Source organism: Paraburkholderia sp. WC7.3g (assembly GCF_050436345.1).
GTDB classification, from domain to species: Bacteria; Pseudomonadota; Gammaproteobacteria; order Burkholderiales; family Burkholderiaceae; genus Paraburkholderia; species Paraburkholderia podalyriae.
The window spans coordinates 813,035-828,284 of the sequence record NZ_JBNDMA010000001.1 but is presented as its reverse complement, the minus strand read 5'-3'; the positions used below and the strand labels follow the sequence as shown (position 1 = coordinate 828,284).

The following is a 15,250-nucleotide window of genomic DNA, read 5'->3' as shown; positions in this document are numbered from 1 at the left end:
GGCACCAGTGCGCGAGCAGTTTTTCACCTAACGTGCGAGAGGAGTCATCCAGTCGGACGGGCCGATTGCGACAATTCCTCTCACACAGTCAGTGGCTTAGCTGCAGGTGAAACTGCTCGCCGAGTTCACGTCTGCGCCCGTATAGCGGGCGACCTTCGGGTAGGCACAGAGAGGACGTGTGCGTCCGACACCCCAGTCAGTCGGCACTTCGCTATTCGGAATCGCGTTGGTAGTGTCACGTGCCGTTGCGATGACACGATCCGGCGCTTGCCCTTGTTCGACCCATGTGACCATAGGCGTCAGCATGTCGAATTGATCCGCCGTCGGGCCGCCGCTGCAGTGATTCATCCCTGCCACTGTATAGAGGCGCGCAAAATTGCTCGCATCTCCACCACTGGCCGTGGACAAACGCTGATACCAGTCGGTCGTATCGTTCGACGAAAACACCGGATCGCTCGTTCCGTGATACACGATCAACTTCGCGCCCCGGCCCCTCAAGCCGCTCAAATCCGTCTCGTTTGGCGGCGTCATAAACGACCACGAAGACTCGGAATAGGCACCGCTTGCTGCAAAGATTTTCGGCGCGTCGGTGTCCATGTTGAAGTTCAGCGCGTACGCCCCGATCGAGCTGAGAATCGAAGCGCTCTGTGGCGGCGAAGTGAACACGAAGGCTGTCGCGCCCGGGTCAAGGCTGATGGAGTTGCTTTGCTTCCACTGAGCCCACCCGGACCCGTTGACGCCGACGTCATACGGAAAGCTCGCATAGAGCGCGCTGCCGTTGCTACTTTTCGCCCCGGAGAAAACATTTCCGACGGCTTGCTTTTGCGCCGGGGTGAGGCAAGTGCCATCGCGCCCATTGCTCGAACACGTCGGCACGTCCGTCGCCAGGTTGAAGTTCGCCTGGCACGCTTTAATGTCTTGCACCATGCCGTCCGCCACACCGTCCAGCGAATCGCACTTCGCAATGATCTTCGATGCGATGAGCTGCCGCTCAGTAGTCGTCAAGCCGGTAGTGATATCGGCGATTCCCGCCGAGGTTTTCGCGGTAGCAACGGTAGCCAGTTGCTGTGCGCTCCACATCTGCCCGATGGCTGCCTTTGGCAAATGAAAGCCCGGGTCACCCGCGACGATCCCGTCGTAATCCGCGAACGACCTGGCGGCCGCCACCATCGCATGACGGCCACCGTTAGAGCATCCTTCGAAGTAGCTGCGGTCGGGCCCCTTGCCGTAGGCCAGCTTGATTACCTGCTTGGCCATTGGCGTGAGGGTAGCAACGGCGTTATAACCGTAGTCGAGACGCGCCTGGGGGTCGAGACCGAACAAGGGGTTTTGCGACGCCGAATGGCCCGCATCCGAACTGATCACGGCGAGACCCATGTTTAGAGCGTTGTTCAGCGGGCCACCGCCACTGAGCACTCCCGTTGCCGGCGTCACGTTGCCGTCGAGGCCGCCATTCGCCTGATAAAAAAAGCGACCATTCCATGCGATAGGCAGCCGCATTTCAAAACCAATCGCATAAGCCTGGCCGTCGACCGTGCTCGTGCGTTGATTCATTTTCCCCTGGATCACGCAATGTTCGGGGATGGATTTTCCCGCCACCTTGAGCGTTCCGGCCGGCACGTCGGCGACGGAGGTGAAAGTCGTGTTGGCAAACGTCAGTCTGGCTGCAAGCGCGGCGCAGTTCCCTGACAACGTTGCCGGTTGCGCCGCGGAGAGCCGGGGCAACTGCGTAGCACTGGTGGAAATAGAATCGGAGCTGCCGCCGCAGGCTGCCAGCATCGCAGATGCCGCCGATACGCACATCGCAATTGTGGTTTTTTTCATTTTGACCTCTGTTAGAACATGTGTTTAATGCCGACCATCACGCCCGTTTGCCCCATGCCCGCGCCCGGCGTGGTGCCGCCACCGCCGCCACTGACCGAATAACGCGCCTTGGTGCTGTTCGCAAGATACGCAGCCTGCGCATAGACTGATGAACGTTTGCTCAACAAATACGTGGTGCGCAACGTCCCCATCGTGGCGCGGGTATCGTGGTCGCTATTGATGATGCGATACACCTCTGCGTCGACGAGGACTGCAGGCGTGACCGTGTACGAAGCGCCCAGGAAAAACAGGTCCGAGCGAATATTCGGCACCGTCGGCGATTGCGTGACCACGCGGCGACCCAACCAACCTGCGCCGATCTTCGCACCCGCGTACTGTGCATAGGCGCTCAGTTGCGTACGCGCGTCCTTGTCCGCCGCGTTGATCAGTGGAGTCGGCGCAAGACCGTCGAAGAAGTTGGCGGCTGCAGTCGACCCGCCGCGTTGCTCTTCATACGACGCCGCGGCACCGAAATATTGCGAGTCATACTTGATCATTGCCGACCAGTCGCGGCATTCCGTGGTATGGCCCGGAACCGAGCCCGTACAGGTACCTTGTCCTGGTGAGTTGCCGGTTCCCGCCGCATCCCGACCAAATGAATAGCCCGCGCCAAGCGTGAAGCCTTTGTACGAACCAATGTAGGTGACCGAGTTGTCGGCGCGTGCATTGGGCACATAGGCATCCAGCGAGCCCATGCCGTAGATGTCTGGACCGATGATGTCCGCGCCCAGAACGGCGAGATAGGTCATCGTGTACTGGCGGCCGAACGCGAGCGTTCCATAAGGGCTCTTGATACCCACGAAGGCCTGGCGTCCAAACAGCCTGCCGCCTTGTCCCGAACTACCGTCACGCACGTTGAAGCCGCTTTCAAGTGTGAAAACGGCGCTGTAGCCGCCGCCTAGATCTTCATTGCCGCGGAGCCCCCAGCGTGACGGAAACTCTCCGGTAACGGCTGGCATCCGAAAGACTCTGTCGCCGTTCGCGTTGGCGTGCGAAACGTACTCGATGCCTGTGTCCACGATGCCGTACAACGTTATGCTCGATTGCGCCAAGGCTCCAGTGCTCAGCGCGCACATCGCGCCGAACATGAGGACGTGAGTCGACTTCAATTGCATGTTGGTATCTCCAGACCTGTTGTGTGTTTTTTGCGAATTGAGACTACGGCGGGTTCAGTCTGTCGCGCGGGGGCGGCGCAACAGCATCAGCGCGGCGATTGCCGCGATGAGCGTGACGGGGATGCTGGCGCCGATCACCGTGGAGGCGCTGCGTCCCATCGTTAGCGGTTGTCCGGCGGCGAGCGGACCCACCACGGAGCCGAGGCGTCCAACGGCCGCGGCCGCGCCCCGTGTTTCGTTGCGTCGTCACGTCGTCTCCCGATAGTGCCGTTCCGGTCGATCTCATATCCGTCGCCTAAAGGTCTGTTTGATTTCGAAAGTCACTGCGAATCATTGCCTGATATATCAGGTAGCTTGATATAGTGGGCAAAATAAAGCGCGTTCTGAATGACGCGCCTATTTGCTGTGACAGGCTTGTATTCTGATGTCAGGTATCCTGACGTTGCAAGCACGAAATATTGGGTAAATACCCTAGTTGGTGGTGTCTCGCGTCCTGCGGTGCGATTCGTGATGGACCTTGTCGCTCGACACTGAGCACGGCGGACAGGGCCTGCCGTAGCTTCTCGAAGTCGCGCTGCAGGAAATGCTCGCGGGCGCCAACCATGCGTGGTTGATGTCGCCCGGGCTCGCGCATGGCGCGACCGCATGCTTGCAGACGTATGGCAGAGAACACGTGAAAAGAGAATTGCCGCCGAAAGGTTCGCGTGGACGCGCACGCTGCGAATTGCGACGCCGCAATGCAGGGCGGACTCTATGTGCAAAAGCAGGAGACGGGCCGCTTCTTCTTCGACTATCCGCTCGCGGCCTTTTCTTATCGCCGAAGCCTCGTTGAAGCCGGCTGCGAAGCGACGCTGCCGTACGTTTGAACCAGGGCTCGTTTACATCACATCGCGCCGCTTTGGCCTGGCCGAAGAACTGATCCGCACGGTGAGCCTGCTTCTGTTTGGCAAATTGCGTTAGGCGCGTGAGCACACGCCTCTTCGAACACCGCCCTGATCAATACCTCTCGGCCACATATTTAAACGGATAGTCTGGTTCCTTATACCCGTCCGGCTTTTGCCGTTTCGGAAGCGTGACCTTCTTGCGAGCCGGCTGCTTATACGGAATTCGCTGAAGCATGTCGCTGATGATGTTCAGTCGCGCGCGACGCTTGTCGTTTGAATTCGCTATGTACCATGAAGCGTATTCAGTGTCCGACGCCGCGAGCATCGCATCGCGGGCACGCGAGTAGTCATACCAGCGGCTATAGGATTTCAGGTCCATCTCGGTCAGTTTCCAGACCTTGCGACCGTCGTTGATGCGTGCCTCTAGCCGGCGAGTCTGTTCCTCGGGGCTAACCTCGAGCCAGTATTTGAGCAGGATGATTCCTGACTCGACGATCGCCCGCTCGACGAGCGGCACGGCCTTGAAGAAGCTCTGCACTTCTTCCTCGGAGCAGAAGCCCATCACGCGCTCCACGCCCGCACGGTTGTACCAGCTGCGGTCGAAAATCACGACTTCGCCCGCGGCCGGCAAGTGCGGCAAGTAGCGCTGCACATACATCTGGCTTTTTTCGCGTTCGCTCGGCGCAGGCAGTGCGACCACGCGGAAGATGCGCGGACTGACGCGCTCGGTCATCGCCTTGATCGTGCCGCCTTTGCCGGCGCCGTCGCGTCCCTCGAAGACGATGCACACTTTGCTTCCCGTTTGCACGACCCACTCCTGCAGCTTGACGAGTTCGACATGCAGATCGAACAGCGCCTTGCGATAGTCCTTGTAAGACAGCGTCCTGTCTTCCACGGGCTGCGCGTTTTCCGACTTTGTTCTGGCCATACTCTTCTCCCCAGCGCGGACTGTTCCAGGGTATTACGCAATGATCCATTCCTAAGGTAGTGCGCCGCGCGAAGCGGGGCCATACGACCTTGGTCCAATATCGTCGGCGTAGAGCGCGCTGTATGCTGTGGGCGTCTGCTCGCGCGTGCCCGATCCGACTGTCGTCGCCGCATCTCATCCGAATGCCAGCGAAGCGCGCGGGTTCGATCGACGCCATCGCCACGGGAGGCCTCATGGATGCCACCGGTCTGACGGAGCAGGAAAACGTCGGCGATAGGAAGCCGGTTCTCGATGTCGTCGATCGCGTGTGTGAGCTGTGTTTCGGCCTCTTCATGGCGCTGACGTTCGTCGGCACCGTATCGGCCGTGGGCGCGGGTGCCAACGCGGGGCACAAGATGTTCTACACCGCGCTCGGCTGCAATCTCGCTTGGGGCCTCGCGGACGCGGTGATGTACCTCGTGCGTACGCTGGTGGCGCGCGGCAGGCGTGTGACGCTTGCGCACGCCGTGCGAAGCGAGCCGGATCCGGCCGCGGGCGTTCAGACGCTTCGCGACGCGATGGCGGAATGGCTCAAACCGTTGATCGGCGATACGGAGCTCGAGTCCATCCGCGGGCGTGTTGCCGCGCGGCCCGATCTGCCGCAGCGCGCCGTGTTTGTGCGCGACGACTTCATCGGCGCGATGGGCATCTTTCTGCTCGTGGTCTGTGCGACATTCCCGGTCGCGTTGCCCTTCCTGCTGTTGGCGAACGTCCCGACTGCGCTGATCGTGTCCCGTGGATTGACCATTGCGATGTTATTCGGCAGCGGCATGGCGCTGGGCCGTTACGCGGGATTTCACGGCTGGCAAGCCGGCCTGGCGATGGCGGCCCTCGGCGTCCTGCTCACCGTGGCGATCATTGCGCTCGGCGGATGATCGATACCGGCGGGCCCGGGTCCCATCGCTGACTTCGCGTTTCGCATATCGACGTCCCACTAGCCTGTAAGACTAAGGTCCGATTCCGCATCCGTTGCAGCGTGACATCATGTATCTGCAAGCGTTGCAGTCGTCGCTCCGGTTATCGAAGAGGCGACGCTTCCGATGCTCGCGACGTGCGCCTGGAAGATCGACGCGCGGCGAGGGCGTTGACGGTTCCTTGGGCGGCCATGCCGCTTCACGGCAGAGAAAAAAGATCGAGGCTTCCAGACATCAGGACTGGCGAATCGCATCGTAACCAGAACGGAGGTCGATAGTGAACAGACGGAACTTTGTGCACACGCTCGCGCTTTCAACCATGGCTGCGAGTCTGGCTTTGGCGGGTTGCACGACGACCGGCGGGGGCGGCGAGAGTGCCGCGACCGATGCCGCCAAACGGCAGCAGATCGACGCGGCCGTGAACGGTGCGATGTCGAAACTGTTCGATACGGTGCAAGGCTCGCACGAGCTCCTATCGAAGGCGCAGGGCGTGCTGGTGTTTCCTTCGGTGAAGAAGGCGGCATTCATCGTCGGCGGCGAGTACGGTGAAGGCGCATTGCACGTCGGGGGAGCGACGGTCGGCTATTTCAGTACCGCTGCGGCTTCGTTCGGATTGCAGGCCGGCGCGCAATCGACCGCCGTGTTCTTCCTGTTCATGACGCAGGATTCGCTCACGAAATTCCGCAATTCGGCGGGCTGGTCGGTCGGCGGCGATGTTTCGGTTTCGCTGCTGAAAGTCGGGGCTAACGGTGCGATCGATACCTCATCGGCAACCGCCGAGGTCATCGCGATTGTCTTGACCAACGCGGGCTTGATGGCCGACGTGTCGCTGGCAGGCACCAAGGTTACGCGGATGAACCTGTAGCGAACCGGGGCAAGCGGCGGCATTCGTTCGTCATCGTGCTGTCGTGCGGCGGCACGACGCGGCGCGTCGTTGCTCTTGATGGCTTTCCACGCATTCGTACTGGGCGCGAATTCTTCCATCGCGTGTTATCGCGGCTTCGTTACAGCGATGCCGCGCGACACGCTTTGCACGCGCAAGGCGACGCGCAGCGGATATTTCCTGGCGGATTCACCACGCGTGGCCTCGTATCATCCTTCCCATTGACTGTCCTCACGAACCGCTGCGAGTTCTAGCCCTGCTCGTCGTGTGTGTTCAATACCGGTGTAAAAGGCATAACGAAACGCGCTCTCTTGCCGGGCCCTGCGTTTACCCATCTGTCTGGCATAAAAACTATTTTGATTCGCACCGGAATAATTCGGTAAATACGTCGGCTGAGCAAAGATAAAGTTGTCCGACGAGGAATAAATTCGGTCAGCGATTTAGCGTTGCCATACTCGATGGTTTTGTTATTCGCAGTGCGCGAAAACTTTGCGGCCCGGCGTTTTCATTTGAAAGCAGTGTCAGGTCAGGCATAACCGCACTAGTACGAATCCGCCACGAAAAAGAGCACATGCGGCTCGATCTGTGCAAATACGTTTGCTAACGATTTTGCGCGCGCGAATAGGAAGGCCTCAGGCGCGCCTCGCGCGGGAATAATTAATTGCCTAACAAACACTGTCGGCGATCGACGAGCGATGGCGGACAAAGCAGGGAACGATTGAGGAGTTTCCCGAAGGAGCGGCAAAAATTGGATCATCGGACGGTAACTGGTTCTGGATAGCCTATACTGAGTTCCAGCCACCAGACGTGCGAAGTACCGATTGTGAAGTCAATTACGTAGTTCGAAGCCCAGCATAAAGACGTCGCAGTTGTACGGAATCCGTTCGCACTGGACTCGGAGGCGCCCATGATTAATCTGATCGTGCACGGCAGACACCTGGCGATCGGAGTAGCGGGAATTTTCATGTCCTTGTACGCGCAACCGCGCCACGTGGTCCGAAGCCACACTTTACAAGTCGACACTGCGCGCACCGACGGTCCGCCACTGTCCGGGCACGACGCTTCCAGACAGTCTTCACCCAGGCATCACCGGTTTCAACGCCTTCGCAGCATCCCTGGCATGTCGAGCCGACAGAGTACCCGCGATCCCCACGAACCGCTGCAATCGTTGCCGGCTTGGCAACGTTGTGTGGTCGCGTGCGCATCGTGGCTGCACGGCGACGGCGATCGCAGTGCGCAACGCATGCTCGACGCGAGAACGCCGCTGCGCGAGACGCTCGAAATGCTGCCGGTCCCGATCGTCGCGGTCGATCAATGGGACCAGATCATTTTCGCGAACGCGCGCGCGGCGCAACTGTTCGGCTATACGAGGGAAGAGCTGATCGGTGCGCCAGCCTCCAGGCTGTTTCCGATCGATGGCATCAACGCCGATCGTTCGGACCTCGGCGATCATGGCACGAAAATAAAAATCCCCGCTGTCGCGACCACGCAGATCCTGATCGCGCGGCGCCGCGACGGCGGCGGCTTTCACGCGGAGGCTGAAACCACGCGCTGCCGCGTGCACAATCAGGAATTGCGGATTACCGCGCTATCGGATTGCAGTGTCTGCGGCGAAGTCGATGGAAATACCAGGGAACTCGCGCATCTGTCGCGCGTGTCTTCATTGGGCGAACTGGCCGGATCTCTCGCGCACGAGTTGAAGCAGCCGCTTACCGCGATTCTGTTCAACGCGCAAGCCGCGCGCAAATTCATGGACTCGGGGGCGACCAACGCGGTGGAGCTTCGCGCAGCGCTCGACGATATCGTCGCCGACAATTGCCGCGCGAACGACGTGCTGCAGAAGATCCGCGCATTGGTGCGCAAAGGCGATGTCGAATTGCAGTTGCTGGACCTCGGCAACGTCGTGCGCGACATCGCGATGCTCGTGCACAGCGATGCGTCGACGCGCGGCGTGCGCACGAGCTTCGACATTCCCGAGAATCTGACGCTGATTTGCGGCGACAAGGTTCAGCTTCAGCAGGTGATCCTGAACCTGCTGCTCAACGCTTTCGACGCGGTCAAAGATTGTCCTGCCACGGAACGGATCGTCGATACGACGGTGCGTGAGGAACCGGGAGGACTGATACGGTTAACGGTGAAGGATCGCGGGCAAGGCCTCGGCGTCGACAGCATGGAGCGGATTTTCCGGCCGTTTTTCACCACCAAGCCCCAGGGGCTAGGCCTGGGCCTTTCCATCAGCCGCACGATCATCACCGCGCACCGCGGCCGGCTGTGGGCGGAAAACAACGAGGGCAAAGGGGCGTCGTTTCACGTCACGCTTCCCGTGGCGACCGATATGCGACAGGGACGGGTGCTCTGATCATCATGGACCAGACCGCCACTCGCGTATTCGTCGTCGACGACGACGGCAGCGTGCGCTGCGCGCTCGCCCGATTACTGCGCGCCTCGGGCTACCAGGTCGAATGCTTCGAGAGTCCCGAAGCCTTTCTCGAACGAGCCGATTTGACGAGCATGCCGGCCTGCCTCGTTCTCGACCTGCAGATGCCGGGCATGACCGGACTCGAAGTGCAGTGCAAGCTCGATCAGCTTCTGCCGATCGTATTTCTGACCGGGCACGGCGACATCAGCTCGAGCGTCGACGCGATGAAGGGCGGAGCGGTCGACTTCCTGCCCAAGCCCGTGCGCGACTCGCTGTTGCTCGCCGCGGTGGATCGCGCGCTCGCGCGCGCGTGCATCGAAAGCAGGCGGCGCCACGAACGCGAGGAAATCGAAGAGCGGATGCGGCATCTGACTCGCCGTGAGCGTGAAGTCATGGAACTCGTCGTGACCGGCCGCATGAACAAACAGGTTGCGAGCGATCTGGGCGCGGCCGAAAAGACCATCAAGATTCATCGGGCCCGCGTGATGGAGAAGATGAAGGCCCGATCGATCGTCGAACTCGTGCGGCTGGTGCAAAAGGCCGGCGTTTGTACGGCCGACGAATGATAATCGCCCGAATCGGGCGCCCACTTCCGCGTTGCCTACCACTCTGGCCGGTGTTGGTCGATACCGCTAGTGGACCAAAGTCTTATATCTCATTGGACTTTCACCCATTACGCTAAAGCATCAGTGGTCTACTTTGTGGAGCGACTGTCCGCTCGCGGCGTCATATGGTCAACCCTAACCAATTCGTTGCGGTGGTCGACGATGACGAGTCGGTGTGCCGAGCCATCAAGCGTTTGCTGCATTCCGAGGGTATCAGGGCGGAGACGTTTTACAGCGGCGACGAGTTCTTGAATGCGCTAACGGCTATCCCGTCGTATCGGCCTGCCTGCGTGATTCTGGATGTCCAGATGCCTGGAACCAACGGTCTGGAAGTCCAGCGTCAGCTCGCGCAAATGGGCGTGCCCGTCATCGTGATCACCGCCTACGACGATCTCTCCGTCCGCCAGACCGCGCTTGCGGCGGGCGCGGCCGCGTATCTGCGCAAGCCTTTCACCAGCGCGATCCTGTTCAAGGCGGTCGAGATGGCCATCGGCGGTCCGCCGACGCCCTGAGGGCGCGTCATCGCGCCGGATGATATGAGACCAAGGTCCGATTGTCGCCGCTTCTTCGGGCCACGAAACTGAACTCAGCCAGGGCGTCGAACCGAACGCTGGCTGCGCCGCACTGCACGCGGGACCGAACAGTGCGCGGCGCGCAGCGCGGCGACGTTCAATGAAAAAAGCGGGAGCGCACGTGATGAAATCAAGCTCGGTTTGTCTCGCGATTCTTCTCAGTACCGTTGCGTTGCAGGTGGGCGCGGCGGACTTCGACGGCAGCAAGCGGCTGGTCTGCGCGACGATCGACGCCCACGCCTGCGATCCGGGTATCGCCTGCACGCGCTCGTTGCCCGCGGATCTCGGCCTGCCGAAATTCCTGACTCTCGACTTCGACAAACGCGTCGTCGTCGGTCCCGCGCGCACGACGCCGATGCTCTCGGTCAACAAGGACGCGGATCAGGTCCTCATCCTTGGGAATGAGATGGGCTTTGGCTGGACGCTGGTCGTCGATTCGGCGGACGGCGAAATGACGCTGACGATCGCGAACAGAAACGACGCCTTCGTACTGTTCGGCAATTGCACGCCCTTGTGAGCATGTGGAGTGCGCGATGAAAACCGTCCCCGTGTCCTTGGTCTCGCCGCGGCCGGATTCTCGCGGCGCTCTCACGTTGCCCGCCGTCGTCGCGGCGCTGGCGCTGCTCACGCTGCTCGCGTCGTGCAAGAAACCTGCTCCGCCGCCGGTCGCCGCCGCACCGGAAGTGACCGTGATGACGATCACGCAGCAGGACACGCCGGTCGACTTCGAATTCACCGCGCAAACGCAGAGTTCGCGTGAAGTCGAGATCCGCTCGCGGGTGGACGGCTTTCTCGACAAGCGCATGTACACCGAAGGCGCGTTGGTCAAGGCGGGACAAACGATGTTCCAGATGGACCGCAAGCCGTTCGAGGCCGCGCTGCAGACCGCGAAAGGTCAGCTGGCGCAGCAGCAGGCGCGTCTCGAAGTCGCCAAAGCCAATCTCGCCCGTGTGGAGCCGTTGGCGGCGCAGAACGCATTGAGCAAGAAGGATCTCGACGACGCGGTCGGCAACGAGAAGCAAAGCGCCGCCGCCGTGATCGCCGCCCAGGGGGAAGTCGACACCGCGCTGCTGAACCTCGGCTACACGACGATCAAGTCGCCGCTGAACGGCCTGTCGAGTTTCGCGCGTCAGCAGGATGGCAGCTACGTGACGGCGACCTCGAACGGTTTGCTGACCTACGTGTACCAGCTCGATCCGATATGGGTGAACTTCAGCATCTCGGAGAACGAGATGCTGAAGTACCGGGATGACATTGCGGCAGGCTATCTGCGATTTCCCGCGCACAACGATTTCTCCGTGCATCTGATTCTCGCCGATGGCTCGTCCTATGCCGAGCAAGGCCAGATCGACTTCGCGAACCCGGCGTTCAACACCGAAACGGGAACCTTCCTCGTGCGCGCGACCTTCGAAAACCCGAAGGGCACGTTGCGCCCCGGCCAGTTCGTGCGGGCCCGCGTTTCCGGCGCGATCCGGCCCAATGCGACGCTCGTGCCGCAGCGCGCGGTGTTGCAGGGCGCGAAGAGCCACTTCGTGTGGGTCGTCGGTAGCGACTCGAAGGCGCATCAGCGCGTCGTCGAAGTCGGCGACTGGCAGGGCGATAACTGGTTTGTTTCCGACGGACTCAAGGCGGGCGAGCGCATCGTCGTGGACGGCGCGCAGCGCGTTACCGCGGATTCGCAGCTGAAAATCGTCAAAACCGTGGCGGCCGGCGGGAAAAGCCCGGCGGCGGTGGCGACGGCTGCATCGCAAGGCGCCGCGGCAGCGCCAGCCGCCGAGTGACGGGGCAGCCGCCATGAACATTTCGCGCTACTGCATCGATCGGCCGATTTTCGCGTCAGTCATTTCGATCGTCATCACGCTCGGCGGCGCGTTGGCGATGTTCTCGCTGCCGATCGCGCAATACCCCGACATCACCCCCCCGCAGATCACGGTGTCCGCCACCTATCCGGGCGCCAGCGCCGAGGTCGTCGCGAACAACGTCGCCGCACCGATCGAGCAGCAGGTCAATGGCGCGGACAACATGATCTACATGAACTCGTCGAGTTCGTCGACCGGCAGTATGACGCTCAACGTGTACTTCCAGATCGGCACGAACCCCGAACTGGCCCAGGTCGACGTGCAGAACCGCGTGAATCTCGCGCTGCCGCAACTGCCGCAATCGGTACAGGCGCAGGGCATTCAGGTACAGAAAAAGTCGCAGGCGTTCATGATGGTGATCGCGATCTATTCGCCCACCGACCGCTACGATTCGACGTATATCGCGAACTTTACGAACATCTACGTGCTTGACGCGATCAAGCGGATTCCGGGCGCGAACCAGTCGAGTATCTTCGGCACGCCAGACTACGCGATGCGGATCTGGCTGAAGCCCGACCGGATGGCCCAGCTGGGCGTGACGGCCGCCGACGTGCAACGGGTCGTCGCGAACCAGAACCAGCAGTTCGCGGTGGGCAGTATCGGACAGTCGCCGACCAGCGGAGCGGTCCAGCAATCGTTCGCGGTCACGACCACGGGGCGCCTCGCCGAGCCTTCGCAGTTCGACAACATCATCGTGCGCGCCGCGAGCGGCGGCGCGGCGATCGTGCGGCTCAAGGACATCGGCCGCGCCGAGCTCGGCCAGAAAGACTACTCGATTCGCAGCCGCTTCCAGGGCAAGCCGGCCACCGTGCTCGCCGTGTATCAGCAGCCGGGCGCCAATGCGCTCGACGTGGCGAAGCAGGTGCGCGCGACACTCGCGGAGCTGAAGAAGTCGTTTCCGGAAGGCATGAGCTACGAAATCGCGATGGACACGACCGAGTTCACGCGAGCGTCGATCTCGGACGTGATCCATACGTTCTTCGAAGCGCTGGTGCTCGTCGTGATCGTCGTGTTCGTATTCCTGCAAAGCCTTCGCGCGACGCTGATTCCGATCATCGCGGTGCCGGTGTCGATCGTCGGCACCTGCATGTTCATGCTGCCGCTGGGCTTTTCGATCAACATGCTGACCTTGTTCGGCATGGTGCTCGCGATCGGTATCGTCGTCGACGATGCGATCGTCGTGATCGAGAACGTTGAACGCAACATAACGGTGCACAAGCTCTCGCCAAAAGAGGCCTCGAAACGGGCGATGGACGAAGTCGCCGGGCCAGTCGTGGCGATCGTGCTGGTGTTGTGCGCGGTGTTCGTGCCGGTCGCGTTTCTCGGCGGCATCACCGGCCAGATGTACAAGCAGTTCGCGATCACGATTGCGATTTCGGTGGTGCTGTCCGGCATCGTCGCACTGACCTTGTCACCGGCGCTCGCCGCGTTGCTGCTGAAAAGCGCGCACCACGAGAAGAAGGGCTTTTTCCGCTGGTTCGACAATCAGTTCGCCCGCATGACGTCGGGCTATTCACGCGCGGTCAAGCTCATCATCAAGCGCTTTGTCATGGGGCTCGTGTTCTTCGCGGCGATGATCGTGCTCGCGGTGCTGATGATGCGCTCGATTCCGTCGGCGTTCCTGCCGCCTGAAGACCAGGGTTATCTGCTCGGCGCGGTCATCATGCCGGACGCGGCTAGCCTCGACCGCACCGGCCAGGTGTCGCAAGTCATCACTGACTATTTCATGAAACAGGAGGCGGTAGGCAGCATCACCACGGTCGATGGTTTCAGCCTGCTCGACAGCCAGAACAAGAACAATGCCGGCACCTTCTTCGTCGGTCTGAAGAGCTTCGACGAACGCTATACGCGCGCCAACCGCGCGACGCAGAACGCGCGCCAGGTGCTGCTCGACGCGTATCGCCACTTCGCGAACGTGCAGGAGGGCATTATTGTGCCGGTCAACCCGCCGTCGATTCCGGGGCTCGGCACGACAGGCGGCACGGAGGTGTGGCTTCAGAGCAAGGGGGATGCTTCCATCGCACAGCTCGCGGGCGTGGCCGACCAGTTCGTGCAGAAAGCGCGGGCGCGCAAGGAGCTGACCGGCGTCACGATGACGTTCAATGCGGCGTCGCGGCAACTGCTGGTCGACGTGGATCGCGACAAGTCGGAGACGCTCGGCGTGCCGGTCGAAGACGTCTATAGCGCGATGCAGACGATGTTCGGTTCGCTGTACGTATCGCAGTTCAATCGTTCGAGCCGGCTGTGGCAGGTGATTCTGCAGGCGGAGCCGTCGTATCGGCTGAAGCCCACCGATCTCGATCAGATCTTCGTGCGCAGCAGGAACGGCACGATGGTGCCGATCAGGTCGGTGGCGAGCTACCGCTTTGTGACGGGCCCGGACCTCGTCACGCGATTCAATAATTTCCCGGCCATCAAGGTCACTGCGAATGCCGCGCCGGGCTACAGCTCCGGACAGGTGATCTCGACGCTGGAACAGATCGCCGCGCAGATGCCGGAAGGCTACGACGTCGCGTGGAGCGGCGAGGCATTCGAAGAACGGCAGTCGGGCGGCACGTCCGGGCTCGTCTTCGTGTTCGGTCTCGTGATGGTGTTCCTGATCCTCGCCGCGCAGTACGAGAAGTGGACGCTGCCGTTCGGCGTGCTGATGGCCGTGCCGTTCGCGTTGTTCGGCGCGCTGCTCGCGATCATGCTGCGCGGCCTGTCCAACGACGTCTACTTCCAGATCGGTTTGACGATGCTGGTCGCGCTCGCCGCAAAGAACGCGATCCTGATCTTCGAGTTCGCGGTGCTCAATCGCGAGACGGGCGCATCGGTATTCGACGCGACGATGACCGCGGCCGAAGAGCGGCTGCGGCCGATCGTGATGACCTCGCTCGCGTTCATTCTTGGCTGCGTGCCGCTCGCGATCGCGACGGGCGCGTCGGCCAACAGCCGCCATTCGATCGGCACCGGTGTGATCGGCGGGATGCTGGGCGCGACGGCGATCGCCGTATTCTTCATCCCGATGTTCTATTACCTGCTCGAGTCGATGTCCTCGCGTTCGAGCGGCGGCAAAAAGCCGAAAGCGGACGTGCAGGCCAGCGGCGGCGTAGGACCCGGCCCCACCACGGTAGCCGGGCCCGGCGCGTCGAGCGAGGCGCCGTCCGCGGCGCGGGAAGGGGAATGA

General features: G+C 61.5%; 12 protein-coding genes and 1 pseudogene. 9 read left to right on the top strand and 4 right to left on the bottom strand.

All coding sequences use genetic code 11. The features are described 5' to 3' along the window. Positions 1-96 precede the first annotated feature (96 nt). From OKW43_RS03885 to OKW43_RS03875, 3 genes and pseudogenes are all read right to left on the bottom strand, one after another. Positions 97-1,824: a tannase/feruloyl esterase family alpha/beta hydrolase gene (locus OKW43_RS03885; RefSeq protein ID WP_429445384.1), complete on the bottom strand. Its 1,728-nt coding sequence runs from the start codon at positions 1,822-1,824 to the stop codon at positions 97-99. Positions 1,825-1,835: 11 nt separating this feature from the next. After that, positions 1,836-2,978: a porin gene (locus OKW43_RS03880; RefSeq protein ID WP_429445382.1), complete on the bottom strand. Its 1,143-nt coding sequence runs from the start codon at positions 2,976-2,978 to the stop codon at positions 1,836-1,838. Positions 2,979-3,032: 54 nt separating this feature from the next. Next, a pseudogene (locus tag OKW43_RS03875) lies at positions 3,033-3,206 on the bottom strand (3-(3-hydroxy-phenyl)propionate transporter MhpT); the annotation flags it as partial. A 476-nt stretch (positions 3,207-3,682) separates the two neighbouring features. On the opposite strand from OKW43_RS03875, the gene OKW43_RS03870 reads away from it, so the two are divergent. Further along, positions 3,683-3,844, top strand: coding sequence for a hypothetical protein (locus OKW43_RS03870; protein WP_187633397.1), 162 nt, complete (start codon positions 3,683-3,685; stop codon positions 3,842-3,844). Positions 3,845-3,974: 130 nt separating this feature from the next. Here the strand turns inward: OKW43_RS03870 and ppk2 are convergent, their stop codons facing one another. Beyond that, the gene (ppk2, locus tag OKW43_RS03865) at positions 3,975-4,790 is read right to left on the bottom strand and encodes a polyphosphate kinase 2 (RefSeq protein ID WP_187633396.1); all 816 of its coding nucleotides are present in this window, start codon (positions 4,788-4,790) and stop codon (positions 3,975-3,977) included. A 233-nt stretch (positions 4,791-5,023) separates the two neighbouring features. On the opposite strand from ppk2, the gene OKW43_RS03860 reads away from it, so the two are divergent. From OKW43_RS03860 to OKW43_RS03825, 8 genes are all read left to right on the top strand, one after another. Then, entirely contained in the window at positions 5,024-5,704 is a 681-nt protein-coding gene (locus tag OKW43_RS03860; protein ID WP_187633395.1) for a hypothetical protein, read from the top strand. Between the two features lie 316 nt (positions 5,705-6,020). Then, positions 6,021-6,608, top strand: a complete 588-nt coding sequence (locus OKW43_RS03855) for a BPSL1445 family SYLF domain-containing lipoprotein (RefSeq protein WP_429445379.1) — start codon at positions 6,021-6,023, stop codon at positions 6,606-6,608. 1,138 nt (positions 6,609-7,746) lie between these two features. Then, positions 7,747-8,985 carry a PAS domain-containing sensor histidine kinase gene (locus OKW43_RS03850; RefSeq protein ID WP_429445377.1) on the top strand — a complete coding sequence of 413 codons (1,239 nt, stop codon included), beginning with the start codon at positions 7,747-7,749 and terminating at the stop codon, positions 8,983-8,985. A gap of 5 nt (positions 8,986-8,990) precedes the next feature. Next, on the top strand, positions 8,991-9,611 hold the full coding sequence (locus OKW43_RS03845; protein WP_429445375.1) for a response regulator transcription factor: 621 nt from the start codon (positions 8,991-8,993) through the stop codon (positions 9,609-9,611). Positions 9,612-9,775: 164 nt separating this feature from the next. Continuing rightward, entirely contained in the window at positions 9,776-10,162 is a 387-nt protein-coding gene (locus tag OKW43_RS03840; RefSeq protein WP_187633392.1) for a response regulator transcription factor, read from the top strand. 160 nt (positions 10,163-10,322) lie between these two features. Further along, the gene (locus tag OKW43_RS03835) at positions 10,323-10,739 is read left to right on the top strand and encodes a hypothetical protein (RefSeq protein ID WP_429445373.1); all 417 of its coding nucleotides are present in this window, start codon (positions 10,323-10,325) and stop codon (positions 10,737-10,739) included. Positions 10,740-10,755: 16 nt separating this feature from the next. After that, the gene (locus OKW43_RS03830; RefSeq protein ID WP_187633390.1) at positions 10,756-12,003 is read left to right on the top strand and encodes an efflux RND transporter periplasmic adaptor subunit; all 1,248 of its coding nucleotides are present in this window, start codon (positions 10,756-10,758) and stop codon (positions 12,001-12,003) included. A 13-nt stretch (positions 12,004-12,016) separates the two neighbouring features. Then, positions 12,017-15,250 carry an efflux RND transporter permease subunit gene (locus OKW43_RS03825; RefSeq protein WP_429445371.1) on the top strand — a complete coding sequence of 1,078 codons (3,234 nt, stop codon included), beginning with the start codon at positions 12,017-12,019 and terminating at the stop codon, positions 15,248-15,250.